Source organism: Hydrogenophaga electricum (genome assembly GCF_030160815.1).
Classification (GTDB): domain Bacteria; phylum Pseudomonadota; class Gammaproteobacteria; order Burkholderiales; family Burkholderiaceae_C; genus Hydrogenophaga; species Hydrogenophaga electricum.
The window spans coordinates 1-15,195 of sequence record NZ_BSPB01000001.1 but is presented as its reverse complement, the minus strand read 5'-3'; the positions used below and the strand labels follow the sequence as shown (position 1 = coordinate 15,195).

The 15,195-nt window shown below is 69.8% G+C and carries 11 protein-coding genes; 8 read left to right on the top strand and 3 right to left on the bottom strand.

The genetic code is table 11. The features are described 5' to 3' along the window. Positions 1-31 precede the first annotated feature (31 nt). From QQK43_RS00055 to tsaD, 3 genes are all read right to left on the bottom strand, one after another. Positions 32-1,231: a pyridoxal phosphate-dependent aminotransferase gene (locus QQK43_RS00055; protein WP_284306111.1), complete on the bottom strand. Its 1,200-nt coding sequence runs from the start codon at positions 1,229-1,231 to the stop codon at positions 32-34. Between the two features lie 141 nt (positions 1,232-1,372). Continuing rightward, the gene (locus QQK43_RS00050; RefSeq protein ID WP_284306109.1) at positions 1,373-2,662 is read right to left on the bottom strand and encodes a branched-chain amino acid ABC transporter substrate-binding protein; all 1,290 of its coding nucleotides are present in this window, start codon (positions 2,660-2,662) and stop codon (positions 1,373-1,375) included. A 143-nt stretch (positions 2,663-2,805) separates the two neighbouring features. After that, on the bottom strand, positions 2,806-3,912 hold the full coding sequence (gene tsaD, locus QQK43_RS00045; protein WP_284306108.1) for a tRNA (adenosine(37)-N6)-threonylcarbamoyltransferase complex transferase subunit TsaD: 1,107 nt from the start codon (positions 3,910-3,912) through the stop codon (positions 2,806-2,808). 85 nt (positions 3,913-3,997) lie between these two features. On the opposite strand from tsaD, the gene QQK43_RS00040 reads away from it, so the two are divergent. The 8 genes from QQK43_RS00040 to QQK43_RS00005 all read left to right on the top strand — a co-directional run. Beyond that, entirely contained in the window at positions 3,998-4,690 is a 693-nt protein-coding gene (locus QQK43_RS00040; RefSeq protein WP_234265698.1) for a substrate-binding domain-containing protein, read from the top strand. Positions 4,691-4,776: 86 nt separating this feature from the next. Continuing rightward, a complete protein-coding gene (locus tag QQK43_RS00035) occupies positions 4,777-6,066 on the top strand; it encodes a nitrate regulatory protein (protein WP_234265697.1) in 1,290 nt (429 codons plus the stop codon). Between the two features lie 360 nt (positions 6,067-6,426). After that, positions 6,427-7,734 carry a CmpA/NrtA family ABC transporter substrate-binding protein gene (locus QQK43_RS00030; RefSeq protein WP_284306107.1) on the top strand — a complete coding sequence of 436 codons (1,308 nt, stop codon included), beginning with the start codon at positions 6,427-6,429 and terminating at the stop codon, positions 7,732-7,734. Between the two features lie 31 nt (positions 7,735-7,765). Then, positions 7,766-8,632: a nitrate ABC transporter permease gene (gene ntrB, locus QQK43_RS00025; protein WP_234265695.1), complete on the top strand. Its 867-nt coding sequence runs from the start codon at positions 7,766-7,768 to the stop codon at positions 8,630-8,632. 29 nt (positions 8,633-8,661) lie between these two features. Continuing rightward, positions 8,662-9,510: an ABC transporter ATP-binding protein gene (locus QQK43_RS00020; RefSeq protein ID WP_284306106.1), complete on the top strand. Its 849-nt coding sequence runs from the start codon at positions 8,662-8,664 to the stop codon at positions 9,508-9,510. Positions 9,511-9,611: 101 nt separating this feature from the next. Continuing rightward, a complete protein-coding gene (gene nirB / locus QQK43_RS00015) occupies positions 9,612-12,185 on the top strand; it encodes a nitrite reductase large subunit NirB (RefSeq protein ID WP_284306105.1) in 2,574 nt (857 codons plus the stop codon). A 17-nt stretch (positions 12,186-12,202) separates the two neighbouring features. Beyond that, positions 12,203-12,538, top strand: coding sequence for a nitrite reductase small subunit NirD (gene nirD, locus QQK43_RS00010; protein ID WP_234265692.1), 336 nt, complete (start codon positions 12,203-12,205; stop codon positions 12,536-12,538). 7 nt (positions 12,539-12,545) lie between these two features. After that, a partial coding sequence (locus QQK43_RS00005; RefSeq protein ID WP_284306104.1) for a bifunctional nitrate reductase/sulfite reductase flavoprotein subunit alpha occupies positions 12,546-15,195 on the top strand: 2,650 nt, incomplete at its 3' end.

Genomic DNA, 15,195 nt, shown 5'->3' with positions numbered 1-15,195 from the left:
ACTTGCCATCCGAATCGGCGGCAACCGGCAATTATAGCCCAGTGCCGTGGGTACCGGGCTGGACGGCCAGCCAGCGGCGCAGGCGTTCCACCCCTTCGGTCAGCCGCCCCAAATCACGGCTGGCAAAACACCAGCGCAGCCAGCCCGTCGCCTCGGCGCCGAACGCACTGCCGGGCGCCAAGCCGAGTCCGGCTTCGCGCACCAGGCGCTTGGCCAGTTCCAGGCAATCGCCCTGGCCCTCCACGCGGAAAAAGGCGTACATGCCGCCTGGCGGATTGGCCAGCGTCACCCCAGGCAACGCCGCCAGCAAGGGGATCAAGGTGTCGCGGCAGCGCTGCAGGTGGCGCACCAGCGCCGGGGTGATGTCCTCGGTGTATTGCAGCGCCACCGTGGCACCCCGTTGCACAAACACCGGCGCGCAGGAGGTGTTGAACTCGATCAATTTGCCCATGACCGGCGTCATCGTCGGCGGCAGCACCAGCCAGCCCAGGCGCCAGCCGGTCATGAGAAAACTCTTGGAAAAGCTGTGCGCCACGATCAGGCGGTCGTCCGGCCGGGCCACATCCAGAAAGCTGGGCGCGGCGCCGTTGGCGGTGTCGCCGGCGTAGTACAGGCGCTCGTACACCTCATCGGCCAGCACCCAGGTGCCGGTGCCGCGGCAGTGCGCCAGGATGGTGGCCTGCTCGTCGGCCGAGAGCGTCCAGCCCGTGGGGTTGTTGGGTGCGTTGACGATCAGCAGCCGCGTCGCCGGGGTGATGGCGGCCAGCAGGGCCGGCATGTCCAGGCACCAGGCGCCGCGGTCGTCCACCACCAGCGGCACCGTGCGCACCCGGGCACCGAGAATGCGCGGCTGCGCCACCAGGTTGGGCCAGACCGGTGTGACGATGACGACCTCGTCGCCCGCGTCCACCACCGCCTGCACCGCCAGCATCAGGCCGTTGACGCCCCCGGACGTGACCGCGATGCGGTCGAACCACGCATCGGTGTGCTGCCCCGGGTGGAGGTGGTGTGTGTAGCCGGCGATGGCGTGGCGAAGCTCCGGCAGGCCCAGGTTGTGGGCGTAGAAGGTTTCGCCGGCCTGCAGGGAGGCGATGGCCGCCTCCCGGATGATCTCGGGCGTGACCTCGTCACTTTCGCCGAACCAGAACTTGAGCACGCCCTCGCGGCCCAGGCCTTCGTTGGCCACTTCGCGGATCCGCGACTCTTCCAGGCTTTGCACGACCTCACGCATGAAAACTCCCGCACAAAGCAGCGATCATGCCAGTGCTGGCACGCCGTGTTCAAGCGGGCCGCCCCTTCCCGGGCGGTGCGCGTCTGCAGGCCTGGCCAAGACACCAGGCTGCAGCCTGCGCCCCCCCCGGAGCACCCGGACTCAGGGCCGCTGCATCGCGCACTGGTGCGGCATTTCGGCCTGTTCCGGGGTCAGTTGCCGGATGATGCGGAAGCCGTAACCGGACCCTTCGACATCGAACCGGACGCCCGGCGCGCCCTGGCGGTCCATCACGGCGACCGCCAGCGTCTGCTGCACCTGGTGGTCGGCGGCCCGCATGCGTGCCGTCTGGCCCGCCAGCGTGACCTCCGCCTTTTCCAGTTGGGCGGCGATCGCGCCCGCTTCGACCGAGCCCGCGCGCTCGATGGCCTGGGCCAGGGCTTCGATCATGAGCTGCATGCGCATGTGCACGTAGTCGTCGGCCGGATTCGGGAAGCGCTGGCGAAATGCCTGGTAGAAGGTCTCGGATGCTTTGGTCGGCACGTTCGGGAACCAGTCGGCCACCGCCACCACCTTGCCGATGCCGGCGTCGCCCATGGCCGCCGGGGCGCCCAGTGCGTTGCCGTAGAAGGTGTAGAAGGTGCCATCGAAGCCGGCCTCGCGCGCCGCCTTGACCAGCAGCGTCAGGTCGTTGCCCCAGTTGCCCGTGAGCACCGCCTGGGCGCCGCTGGCCTTGATCTTGGCCGCGTAGGGCGCAAAGTCCTTCACGCGAGCCATGGGGTGCAGTTCGTCACCGACGATCTTCACGTCGGGGCGCTGCGCGGCCAGTTGCCTGCGCCCTTCGCGCAACACCGCTTGGCCAAACGAATAGTCCTGCCCGATCAGGTAAATGCTCTTGAGCGCCTTGTCCTCGCGCAGCACGCTCATCAGCGCCGACAGGCGCATGTCGGCATGCGCGTCGAAGCGGAAGTGCCAGTAGCTGCAGCGCTCGTTGGTCAGCAGCGGATCGACCGCCGAGTAGTTGAGGAACACCACGCGCCGCGACGGATCGCGCTCGTTGTGCTTGGTGATGGCGTCGATCAGACCGGCAGCGGCGGCGGACGAATTGCCCTGCACCACCACGCCGATGCCCCGGTCAATGGCCGCACGCAGGCCGGACAGCGCCTCTTCGGTCTGCCCTTTGCTGTCAAAGCGCACGATCTCCAGCGGCCGGCTGCCACCCGGCAGCTTCACGCCGCCCCGGGCGTTGACGCGCTCGGTCGCCCAGACCAGATTGCGGTACACCGCCTCCCCGGTATTGGCCATGGGGCCGGACAGGCCTTCGATCATGGCGATGCGGATCGGCGCCGCGTCCGCAGACGCAGCGGGCTGGGCCTGGGCAGCCGCCCCGGTCAGGGCGCCGGCAAACAGGGCCGCCAGGAAACGGCGGCGGAAAAAAGCAAGGCGTTGCATGAAAACGGTCTCTCCAACGGATCGGGGCCTGTGCGAACACGCGCCCCGGCACCTTCTTTGCCGGCCTGGTGGACACCAGGCCCTGGCTTCAGGGAGGCGCAGTGTAATTCATAATTACAGAACCGACTTGCGCCCAGGCGCTGTCAGGCCCCGACGGTCGAGAGCGCCGCCAGCTCGGCCAAAGGCCAGCGCGGGCGCACGTCGAAACGGTAGCTGGACGCCGCGTCCACCACCGGCGGCAGCAAACCGGCCTGCGCGCGCAAGCCGGCCGCCAGCGCGATCATGGCGCCGTTGTCGGTGCACAGGTGCAGTTCGGGGTAGTGGACCCGCACGCCGCGCCGCTGGCAGGCCGCGTTCAGTTCCTGGCGCAGCAGCGCATTGGCCCCCACCCCGCCAGCCACCACCAGCCGCCGCAGGCCGGTGGCCTGCAACGCCGCCAGCGCCTTTTTCACCAGCACGTCGACGATGGCAGCCTGCACGCTGGCCGCCACGTCGGCCTTCTGCTGCGCACTCAGCGGGTCGGCCAGGTGGGCGGTGGCGGGGCCTTCGGGTGCCGCGTGCGCCAGGCGCTTGACCTGGGTGAGCACGGCCGTCTTGAGGCCGGCAAAAGAAAAGTCCAGATCGCCGCTGTGCAGCAGCGGCCGCGGAAAAGCGTAGGCCTTGCCGTCGCCGGACTGCGCCAGCCGCGACAGCGCCGGCCCGCCCGGGTAGCCCAGACCCAGCAGCTTGGCCGATTTGTCGAAGGCTTCGCCGGCGGCGTCGTCGATGGTCTCGCCCAGCAGTTCATAGCGCCCGACGCCGTCGACGCGCATCAGTTGCGTGTGACCACCCGAAACCAGCAGCGCCACGAAGGGGAATGCGGGCGGGTCGGCGCTGAGGAATGGCGACAGCAGATGGCCTTCCAGGTGGTGCACGCCGATCACCGGTTTGCCCAGCGCCATGCCGAGCGCGCAGGCCACGCCCGAACCGACCAGCAGCGCGCCCGCCAGCCCGGGCCCCCGGGTGTGGGCCACCGCGTCCACCGCCGACAGCGGCAGGCCGGCCTGTTCGAGCACGGCGTCGGTCAGCGGCAGCACGCGCCGGATGTGGTCGCGGCTGGCGAGCTCGGGCACCACGCCGCCGTAGGCCTGGTGCATCTCGATCTGGCTGTGCAAGGCGTGGCCGAGCAGGCGCGGCACGCCGCTGCCGCTGGCATCGACCAGGGCCACACCGGTTTCGTCGCAGGAGGATTCGATTCCCAGGATCCGCATGGGCCGCGAGTGTACGTGCGCGGCCCCGACCATCCGCATAATGCGGCCTTCCCCGCCACCCTGTACCGCATCGATTGCCTTGCCCATGAGCGTCCGCATCACCCTCATTTCTTCCATGGCCACCAAGAAGCTGCTGGCCGAACTGACCGCCCGCTATACCGAGCTGCACCCGGACCACGAGGTGGTGGTGGAATCGGTCGGCGGCGTCGACGCCGCCAAGCGCGTGCAGGCCGGCGAGGTGTTCGACGTCGTGGCGCTCGCGGCCGACGCGATCGAAAAGCTCGCCGCTGGCGGCCACGTGGTGGGCGCCAGCCGCATCGACATGGTGCGCTCGCCGGTGGCCGTGGCCATCAAAGCCGGCGCGCCGCGTCCCGACATCGCGACCGAAGAAGCCCTCAAACAGGCGGTGCTGGCCGCCCCCACGCTCGGTTACTCCACCGGTCCCAGCGGTGTGCAACTGGCCCGGCTGTTCGAGCGCTGGGGCATCGCCGACGTGGTCCAGAGCCGCATCGTGACGCCGCCGCCCGGCGTGCCGGTGGGCTCGCTGGTGGCCAGCGGCGACGTGGCGCTGGGCTTCCAGCAACTGAGCGAGCTCATGAGCCTGCCGGGCATCGACCTGCTGGGCGGTCTGCCCGAAGCGGTGCAGATCGTCACCACGTTCTCGGCCGCCCAGGCCACGGCCTCGCCCCAGGCCCAGGCCGTGCAGGCGTTCCTGCAGTTCCTGGTCTCGCCCGACACCGCGGCCATCAAGCAGCGCAACGGCATGTCGCCCGCCTGACCCGGGCCGTCCGAACCAAGCCGCCCGATTCAGGCGGCACGCATGTTGCTGGCGTCATTCCACCTCCCTGCGATGCCACCTGCACCATGAAATCGGGCCTGTCTTTCCTCATCGAGGCGCGGCGATGCGAAATCGCCGGCCTGCAGCAACTGGCGCTGACGAGCGCCCTGGTCAATGCGACCGGGCGGCTGGTGCACGCGCTGCAGCGCGAACGGGGCCTGTCCAATCTGTATGTCGGCTCCCAGGGCAGACGCTGGCAGACCGAGCGCACTGGGCAGATCACCCAGTGCGAGCAGTTGCAGGCCGAGGTGCAGGCCTGCTTCGACCAGCTTGACACCCAGTCGCTGCAGACCGCCAACGGCGCCCGCCTGTTCAGCCGCATCGCCTACGTGCTCCAGGGGCTGGACGCCCTGCCCCGCCTGCGCGGGCGTGTCGCGGCCGGCGCGCTGAGCGCACAGCAGACCACCGCCGCCTTCGTGCGCCTGATCAACGGCCTGCTGGCCGTGGTGTTCGAAGCCGCCGACAGCGCCCCCGACCCGGACATCTCCCGCCGCCTGGTGGCGCTGTTCAACTTCATGCAGGGCAAGGAATTCGCCGGCCAGGAACGGGCCACGGGCTCGGGCCTGTTCGCCTCCGGCCTGGCCGATCCGGACGAGCAGCACCACCTGCTGGACCTGGTCGAATCGCAGGAACGCTGCCTCCAGGTCTTCACCGACTTCGCCAGCGAAACCCTGCGGGCCGAATGGCAGCGCTCACAGCGCCCCGAGGTGCTGGCCGGGCTGGAGCGCCTGCGCCGCATCCTGGGCACGATGCCGGCAGGCAGCGCCCTCGACGTGAACCTGAGCCAGACCTGGTTCGACGCCTGCACCGCCCGCATCGACGCGATGAAAGCGGTTGAAGACGCGCTGGCCGCCGAGCTGCTGACGCTGTGCACGCAGCGGCTGGACACCACGCGCCGCGAGCTGGCGACGCTCGAACAGGTTGCGGCAGAGCAACGCGACGCCCTGCCGGACCGGGCAGACTTCTTCGACAGCCGCGAAGACCCCCTGCTCGCGTTGCCCCCCAGCGTGGCGGCAGCGGGGGGCGCGGTGCAGGCCTACGGCCCCCAGGTGGACCGCTCCATCCTCGAACTGGTGCAGGACCAGTCGCGCCGCCTCCAGCACATGAGCGACGAGCTCGACACCGTGCGCGCCAGCCTGAACGAGCGCAAGCTCATCGAACGCGCCAAGGGCCTGCTCATGGCCCACCGCCACCTGAGCGAAGAAGACGCGCACAAGACCCTGCGCCAGATGGCGATGAACCAGAACCGCCGCCTGGTGGACGTGGCCGACGCGGTGCTCGCCATGGCCGACGTGCTCTCCGACCGTCCCCGCTGAAGCCCGGCCCTCACACGGGTGCTGCCATGCACAAAAACTGCGTGCGCCTGCACCAGTTTGAGCGCCCGACGGCGCAGCAGGACGCAGGCAGGCAGACCGCAGAAACACGCCGCCTCCGGGATTTTCTCCTGCAAAAACAAATATCTTTCCGAAATTTGATCGCCTGAAGCGCTGCACAGCCATCGGCTGGCACACAAGCTGCTAGATGAGCCACAACCCAGCCAACGACGGCCAGGTACTCATCAGTCTTCCCAGACACGGACAACGGCGTCCATTGCTCTCCGGGCTTCCAGCCCGGGATGCGATGGGCGCCGTTGTCGTTTTGGGCTTCCGATTTTGTTCATCTCACAGGAGTCGACCATGAAGCAGCCTTTGAACACCCCGTCTTTCTCGCGCCGGGCCGTCATCCAGAAAGCCTCGGCATTGGGAGGCGCCGCCCTGCTGGGCAACGCCTTCATGGCGCCCGCCCGTGCGTCCACCGCGCTGGAAACCAAGACCGCCAAGCTGGGCTTCATCGCCCTGACCGACGCGGCCCCGCTGTTCGTCGCCGACGAAAAAGGCTTCTTCAAGAAGCACGGCATGACCGAGGTGGAGGTGCTCAAGCAATCCTCGTGGGGCACCACGCGCGACAACCTGGTGCTGGGCTCGGGCAAAGGTGGCATCGATGGCGCCCACATCCTCACGCCCATGCCCTACCTCATCAGCACCGGTGCGGTCACGGCCAACAACGTGCCGGTACCGATGACCATTCTGGCGCGCCTGAACCTGGGCGGCCAGTGCATCTCGGTGGGAGACGAGTACAAGGACCTCAAGGTCGGCCTGGACACCAAGGTCTTCGCCAAGGCCCTGCTCGCCAAGCGCGTGAAGACCGGCAAGCCGGTCAACGCCGCCATGACCTTCCCCGGCGGCACGCACGACATGTGGATCCGCTACTGGATGGCCGCCGGTGGCGTGGACCCGAACAAGGACATCTCCACCATCGTCGTGCCGCCCGCCCAGATGGTGGCCAACATGAAGGTCGGCAGCATGGACACCTTCTGCGTCTGCGAGCCCTGGAACCGGCAGCTCATCAACCAGAAGATCGGCTACACCGCCATCACCACCAGCGAACTCTGGATGAACCACCCGGAGAAGGCGTTTGCCATGCGCGCCGACTACGTGCAGGCCAACCCCAACGCCACCAAAGCGCTGCTCAAGGCGGTGATGGAGGCGCAGATGTGGTGCGAAGACCCGGCCAACCGCGCCGAGGTGGCCGAGATCTGTTCGCGCCGACGCTGGATCAACGCCCCGGTGGCCGACGTGATCGACCGCGTCAAGGGCGACTTCGACTACGGCACCGGCCGCGTGGAGACGAACAGCAAGTTCCAGATGCGCTTCTGGAAAGACCACGCCAGCTACCCGTTCCAGAGCCACGACCTGTGGTTCCTCACGGAAAACCAGCGCTGGGGTTACCTGCCGACCAACCTGGACACCCAGGCCCTGATCGCCAAGGTCAACCGCGAAGACCTCTGGCGCGAAGCCGCCAAGGAGCTGGGCGTGGCCGCCAAGGACATCCCCACGTCCACCTCGCGCGGCGTGGAGAAATTCTTCGACGGCAAGGTCTTCGATCCGGCCAACCCGAAGAAGTACCTGGAAAGCCTGTCCATCAAGGCCACCAGGTCGGCCTGACCCCACCCCCTGCTCCACGACGAGGAACACCATGTCCACGACCGACACCATCGAGCCGATCCGGCTCACCCCCACGGCTGCGGCCGCTCCCGCCGCGCCGGCCTGGCTGGGCAACACCGTGCGCAAGCTGGTGACCCACGTGCTGCCGCCGGTGATCATCCTGGCCGTGCTGCTGCTGATCTGGGAAGCGCTGGGCAGTCGGCCCGGCGCCGCCCTGCCGCCACCGAGCAAGGTGGTGGCCGACACCTGGGAGCTGATCATCGACCCGTTCTACGACAACGGCGGCAACGACGTGGGCATGGCCTGGCAACTGCTGGCCAGCCTCAAGCGCGTGGCCTACGGCTACGCATTGGCGGTGGTGGTCGGCGTGGGCCTGGGCGTGCTGGTGGGCCAGTCGACCTGGGCGCTGCGCGGGCTGGACCCGATCTTCCAGGTGCTGCGCACCGTGCCGCCACTGGCCTGGCTGCCGATTTCGCTGGCGGGCTTTCGCGACGGCAACCCGTCGGCCATCTTCGTGATCTTCATCACCGCGATCTGGCCGATCATCATCAACACCTCCATCGGCATCCGCAACATCCCCGAGGACTACCGCAACGTGGCCAAGGTGATCCGCCTCAACGGCCTGGAGTACTTCGGCCAGATCATGCTGCCGGCCGCCGCCCCCTTCATCTTCTCGGGGCTGCGCATCGGGGTCGGCCTGTCGTGGCTGGCCATCGTGGCGGCCGAGATGCTGATCGGCGGTGTGGGCATCGGCTTCTTCATCTGGGACGCCTGGAACTCCTCGCGCATCAGCGACATCATCCTGGCGCTGCTCTACGTCGGCCTGATCGGCTTCGTGCTCGACCGCCTCGTGGCCTGGATCGGCCACCTCGTCACCCGCGGCACCGCGGCCCACTGACCCCCCGGACACCTTCACGGAGCCTCACCATGAGCAGCGCCTACCTCAGCCTCTCACACGTCGACATGAGCTTTGCCGGTCGCAACGGCGCGGTCAACCCCGTCCTCAAGGGCATCAACCTCGACGTCCAGCGCGGCGAATTCATCTCGCTGATCGGCCACTCCGGCTGCGGCAAGTCCACCGTGCTCAACATCGTGGCCGGCCTGCTGCGCGCCACCGCCGGGGGCGTGATCCTCGACGGCCGCGAGATCGGCGCCCCCGGCCCGGACCGCGCCGTGGTGTTCCAGAACCACTCGCTGCTGCCCTGGCTCACCGTGTGGCAGAACGTCGAGCTGGCGGTGGACAAAATCTTCCGCGACACCAAGACCCCGTCCGAGCGCAAGGCCTGGATCCGGCACAACCTGGAGATGGTGAACATGGGCCATGCGCTGCACCGCTTGCCCTCGGAAATTTCCGGTGGCATGAAGCAGCGCGTGGGCATTGCCCGTGCGCTGGCGATGGAACCCAAGGTGCTGCTGCTGGACGAGCCCTTCGGCGCGCTCGACGCGCTGACCCGTGCGCACCTGCAGGACGAGGTGATCCGCATCCAGAGCGAGCTCGGCAACACCGTGCTGATGATCACGCACGACGTGGACGAGGCGGTGCTGCTGTCCGACCGCGTGGTGATGATGACCAACGGGCCGGGGGCCACCATCGGCCAGATCATGGACGTGCCGCTGGCGCGCCCGCGCAACCGCATCGCGCTGGCCGAAGACGCGGTCTACAACCGCTGCCGGCAGGAGATCCTGAGCTTCCTGTACGAGAAGCAGCGCAAGGTCGAGCCGATCGCGCCCTCGTCGCGCGCGACGCCCGACACCCCGGTGGCCCTGCAGGCCTGATCGCCCGCCGGGACCTCCGGCCCCACCCCCGCCCGCCATCCCCGGTTTGCCGGGGATGAGGGTGGCTGCCGCCCGGTGAACCTTTTGCCCGAGACAACCCCATGACGACAACCTCCGCTCCCACCCACATCGTCGTGGCCGGCCACGGCATGGTCGGCCACCGCTTCGTCGAAGCGCTGCTGCAGCACTGCCCCGACCTGCCGGCCGCCGGGTTGCGCGTGACCGTGCTGGGCGAAGAGCCGCGCCCGGCCTACGACCGCGTGCACCTGTCGGACTTCTTCAGTGGCCGCAGCGCCGAAGCGCTGTCGCTGGTGCCCGACGGCTTCTACGACCGCCCCGGCCTGAGCCTGCGCCTGAACGCCCGCGTCGTGGCGATCGAACGCCGCGCGCGCACGCTGCAGCTGGCCGACGGTGAGGTCATTGCCTACGACCGCCTGGTGCTGGCCACCGGCTCCACGCCGTTCGTGCCCGGCGTGCCCGGGCGGGACCGCGCGCACTGCCACGTCTACCGCACCATCGAAGACCTCGAAGGCATGCAGGCGTCGGGGGCGGTATCCCAAAGCGGCGTGGTCGTCGGCGGTGGCCTGCTCGGCCTGGAATGCGCCAAGGCGCTGCGCGACCTCGGGCTGGCCACACACGTGGTGGAGTTCGCGCCGCGCCTGATGAGCGTGCAGGTCGACGAGGCCGGCGGCCGGGTGCTGCGCAACAAGATCGAGGCGCTGGGCGTGCAGGTGCACACCGGCCGCAACACGGTGGACATCACCGACGGCGCCACCGCGCGCCACCGCATGGTGTTTGCCGACGGCACACACCTGGAGACCGACATGATCGTGTTCTCCGCCGGCATCCGGCCACGCGACGAGCTGGCGCGCCAGTGCGCGCTGGCCATCGGCCCGCGCGGCGGCGTGGCCATCGACGACCAGTGCCGCAGCAGCGACCCGGCCATCTATGCCATCGGCGAATGCGCCGCCTGGAACGGGCAGGTGTTCGGCCTGGTCGCACCGGGTTACGACATGGCACGCGTGGCGGCCGCGCACGTGGCCGGCGAAGCCGGCGCCGCGTTCCACGGTGCCGACCTGTCCACCAAGCTCAAGCTGATGTGCGTGGACGTGGCCAGCATCGGCGACGCCCACGGCCGCACGCCCGGCTGCCGCAGCGTGAGCTTCACCGACGACCTCAAGCAGGTCTACAAGCGCCTGGTGGTCAGCGAGGACGGCCAGCGCCTGCTGGGCGCAGTGCTGGTGGGCGACGCGGCCGAATACGCGACGCTGCTGCCCATGGTGCTCAACGGCATCGCCCTGCCCGCCGCGCCCGAACAGCTCATCCTGCCGGCGGCCGAAGGCGGCAAGCCCGGCCTGGGTGTGGATGCCCTGCCCGACAACGCCGTGCTGTGCTCGTGCAACAACGTCAGCAAGGCCCAGCTCTGCGCGGCCATCGAAGGCGGCGCCCACACCGTCGGTGCGCTGAAGGCCTGCACCCGCGCCGGCACCTCGTGCGGCGGCTGCGTGCCCATGGTCACGCAGGTGCTCAAGGCCGAACTCACGCGCCAGGGCGTGGCCGTCAGCAACCACCTGTGCGAACACTTCCCCCATTCGCGCCAGGCGCTCTACCACCTGGTGCGGGTGGGCGAGATCAAGACCTTTTCCGAGCTCATCGCCCGGCACGGCCAGGGCCACGGCTGCGACATCTGCAAGCCCACGGTGGCCAGCATCCTGGCCAGTTGCTGGAACGGCTTCGTGCTCTCGCCGCAGAACGCGCCGCTGCAGGACAGCAACGACCACTTCCTGGGCAACATCCAGAAAGATGGCACCTACTCCGTGGTGCCGCGTGTGCCGGCCGGCGAGATCACGCCGGACCAGCTCATCACCATCGGCGACATAGCCAAGCGCTACCGGCTCTACACCAAGATCACCGGCGGCCAGCGCATCGACCTGTTCGGCGCGCAGGCGCACCAGTTGCCACGGATCTGGCGCGAGCTGGTCGACGCCGGCTTCGAAAGCGGCCACGCCTACGGCAAGAGCCTGCGCACGGTCAAGAGCTGCGTGGGCAGCACCTGGTGCCGCTACGGCGTGCAGGACTCGGTGGCCATGGCCCTGCGCCTGGAGCACCGCTACAAGGGCCTGCGCGCGCCGCACAAGATCAAGTTCGGCGTCTCCGGCTGCACGCGCGAATGCGCCGAAGCGCAGGGCAAGGACGTGGGCGTCATCGCCACCGAACGCGGCTGGAACCTCTATGTGTGCGGCAACGGCGGCATCAAGCCGCGCCACGCCGAACTGCTGGCCAGCGACCTCGACGAGGCCACGCTGATCCGCAGCATCGACCGCTTCCTGATGTTCTACATCCGCACCGCCGACCGGCTGCAGCGCACCAGCACCTGGCGCGACCAGCTCGAAGGCGGGTTGGACTACCTCAAGGCCGTGGTGATGGCCGACAGCCTGGGGCTGGGCGCCGAACTGGAGGCCCAGATGGCGCACCACGTGGCGAGCTACGCCGACGAATGGAAAGTGGCCCTGGAAACCCCGGCCACGCTGCAGCGCCTGCGCACCTTCGTCAACAGCGCCGCGGGCGACCCCAACGTGGTGTTTGTGCAGGAGCGCGGCCAGCCGCGCCCGGCCACCGCCGCCGAAAAACAGGCACTGCCCGCCGGCCGCGCCACCGAACCGGTCTCGGCCTGACCCGGGAGCAGCCCCCCATGGACACCTCCCACCCCGCCTGGCAGCGCATCTGCGCGCTCACCGACATCCTGCCCGACACCGGCGTCTGCGCGCTGGTCGGCGAGCGGCAGATCGCCGTCTTCCGGCTCGGCGACGACAGCCTGTATGCGCTGGACAACCACGACCCGCACAGCGGCGCCAACGTGCTCTCGCGCGGCATCGTGGGCGATCTGCGCGGCGAGCCCGTGGTCGCCTCGCCGATCTACAAGCAGCACTACGCGCTGCGCACCGGCGCCTGCCTGGAAGACGCCACCACCACGCTGCAGACCTACGCCGTGCAGGCGCGCGAAGGTGCGGTCTGGTTGCTGGCCTGAAGCGCGCATGAAAACCGTTCGCAGCGTCTGCCCGTACTGCGGCGTCGGTTGCGGCATCGTCATGACCGTGGGCGACGATGGCCATGTCGCCCAGGTGCGCGGCGACCCGGACCACCCCGCCAACCGTGGCCGCCTGTGCACCAAGGGCCAGACCTGCGCGCAGGCGCTCAGCGCGCCCGGGCGGCTGACGCAGGCCTTCGTGCGCGAAGCCCGTGCACAGGACCCGGTGCCGCTGGCGCTGGACGCGGCCATTGCCGACACCGCCCGGCGCCTGCGCCACACCATCGACACCCACGGCCCCGACAGCGTGGCGCTCTACGTGTCGGGCCAGATGTCGCTGGAGGCGCAGTACCTGGCCAACAAGCTGGCCAAGGGCTACATCCGCACACCGCACATCGAGTCCAACTCGCGGCTGTGCATGGCCAGCGCGGGCAGCGGCTACAAGGGCAGCTTCGGCGCCGACGCGCCCCCTGGCAGCTACGACGATTTCGACCACGCCGACCTGTTCTTCGTCATCGGCGCCAACATGGCCGACTGCCACCCCATCCTGTACCTGCGCATGATGGACCGCGTCAAGGCGGGCGCAAAGCTGGTCGTGGTCGACCCACGCCGCACGCCCACCGCCGACAAGGCGCACCTGCACCTGCCGATCCGCCCCGGCACCGACCTGGTCCTGCTCAACGGCCTGCTGCACCTGCTGGTGCTCAACGGCCACACCGACCCGACCTTCATCGCCGCCCACACCGAAGGCTGGGACGCCATGCCCGCGCTGCTGGCCGACTACCCGCCAGCCACCGTGGCCGCCCTGACCGGGCTGCCCGAAGCCCAGATCCGCCAGGTGGCCGACTGGATCGGCCAGGCCCCGAACTGGATGAGCTGCTGGACCATGGGCCTGAACCAGAGCACCCAGGGCACGGCGCACACGCACGCGGTGTGCAACCTGCACCTGGCCACCGGCGCCCTCTGCCGCACCGGCAGCGGCCCGTTTTCGCTCACCGGCCAGCCCAACGCCATGGGCGGGCGCGACATGGGCTACATGGGCCCCGGCCTGCCGGGCCAGCGCTTGGCCTTGTCCGCCGCCGACCGCCGCTTCGTCGAAGACCACTGGCAACTGCCGCCGGGCACCCTGCGCACCGATGCCGGCCCGGGCACCGTGGCCCTGTTCGACGCCCTGGCCGCCGGCGACGTCAAGGCCTGCTGGATCATCTGCACCAACCCGGTCGCCACCGTGCCGGACCGGCAGCGCGTGATCGCGGGCCTGCAGGCGGCCGAACTCGTGATCGTGCAGGACGCCTTCCTCGACACCGAAACCACCCGCCACGCCGACATCCTGCTGCCCGGCGCGCTCTGGGCCGAAGGCGAAGGCGTGATGGTCAATTCCGAGCGCAACCTCACGCTGGCGCCGCAGGCGGTGGCCGCGCCGGGCGACGCCCTGCCCGACTGGGCCCTCATCGTGCGCGTGGCCCGCGCCATGGGCTACACGCAGGGCTTCAACCACACCAGCGCGGCCGAGGTGTTCGACGAAATCCGCGCCTTCGCCAACCCGGCCACCGGCTACGACATCGGCGGCGCGAGCCACGAGCGCCTGCGCGAAGCCCCCCTGCAATGGCCCTGCCCAGCCGGCGATCCGCACAGCCGCCACCCGATCCGCTACCGCGTCGACGGCGGCCTGCGCTTCGCCACGCCCAGCGGCAAGGCCCGCTTCGTCGCCTGCCCGCACCAGCCACCGGCCGAGACCACCGACGACGCCTACCCCCTGGTGCTCAACACCGGCCGCGTGCAGCACCAGTGGCACACGCGCACCAAGACCGGCCGCATCACCACCCTCAATCGCCTCAACCCGGGGCCTTTCATCGAGATCCACCCCGACGACGCGGCCGCGCACGGCCTGGCCGAGCAGGCGCCTGTGCAGGTGCGCTCACGGCGCGGGCAGGCCGTGCTGCCGGCCCGGCTGACCGACCGGGTGCCGCGCGGCCAGTGTTTCGTGCCCTTCCACTGGAACGACTGCTTCGGCGACAACCTGGCCATCAACGCCGTGACCGGCAACGCCGTCGACCCGGTGTCCCTGCAGCCCGCGCTCAAGCACAGCACCGTCCGCATCGGGCTTGCGCCATCGGTAGCCGGCCGCGTCCTGCCGGCGGCCGGCCAACAGCCCGAGGCCGCCCCCGCGCTGTCCGGCGTGGCCGTGCTCTGGGCTTCGCAGACCGGCAAGGCCGAGGCCTTCGCCACCCGCTGCGCCGAACGCCTGCGCGCCGAAGGCCATGCGGTCACGCTGGGCGGCATGGACCGCTTCCCCGCCGCCGGCCTCGCCGGGGCGCAACAGATCCTGCTGCTGGCCAGCACCTTCGGCGACGGCGAACCGCCGGAGCACGCGCAGGGCTTCTGGTCGCAGTTGCAGGCCGAGGCCGCGCCGCCGCTGGCGGGCACCCCATTCGCCGTGCTCGCTTTCGGCGACCCGGCCTACGACCAGTTCTGCGGCTTCGGCCGCCAGCTGGACGCGCGACTGGAAACCCTGGGCGGCCAGCGCCTGCTGCCGCGCACCGACTGCGAGCCCGACCACGAAGCCGACGCCAGCCAGTGGCTGGAACGGCTGGTGCACCGGCTGGCCGGCCGGCCGCTCCCCGCGGGCGACGCACCCGCCACCGAGCGCCCCCGGC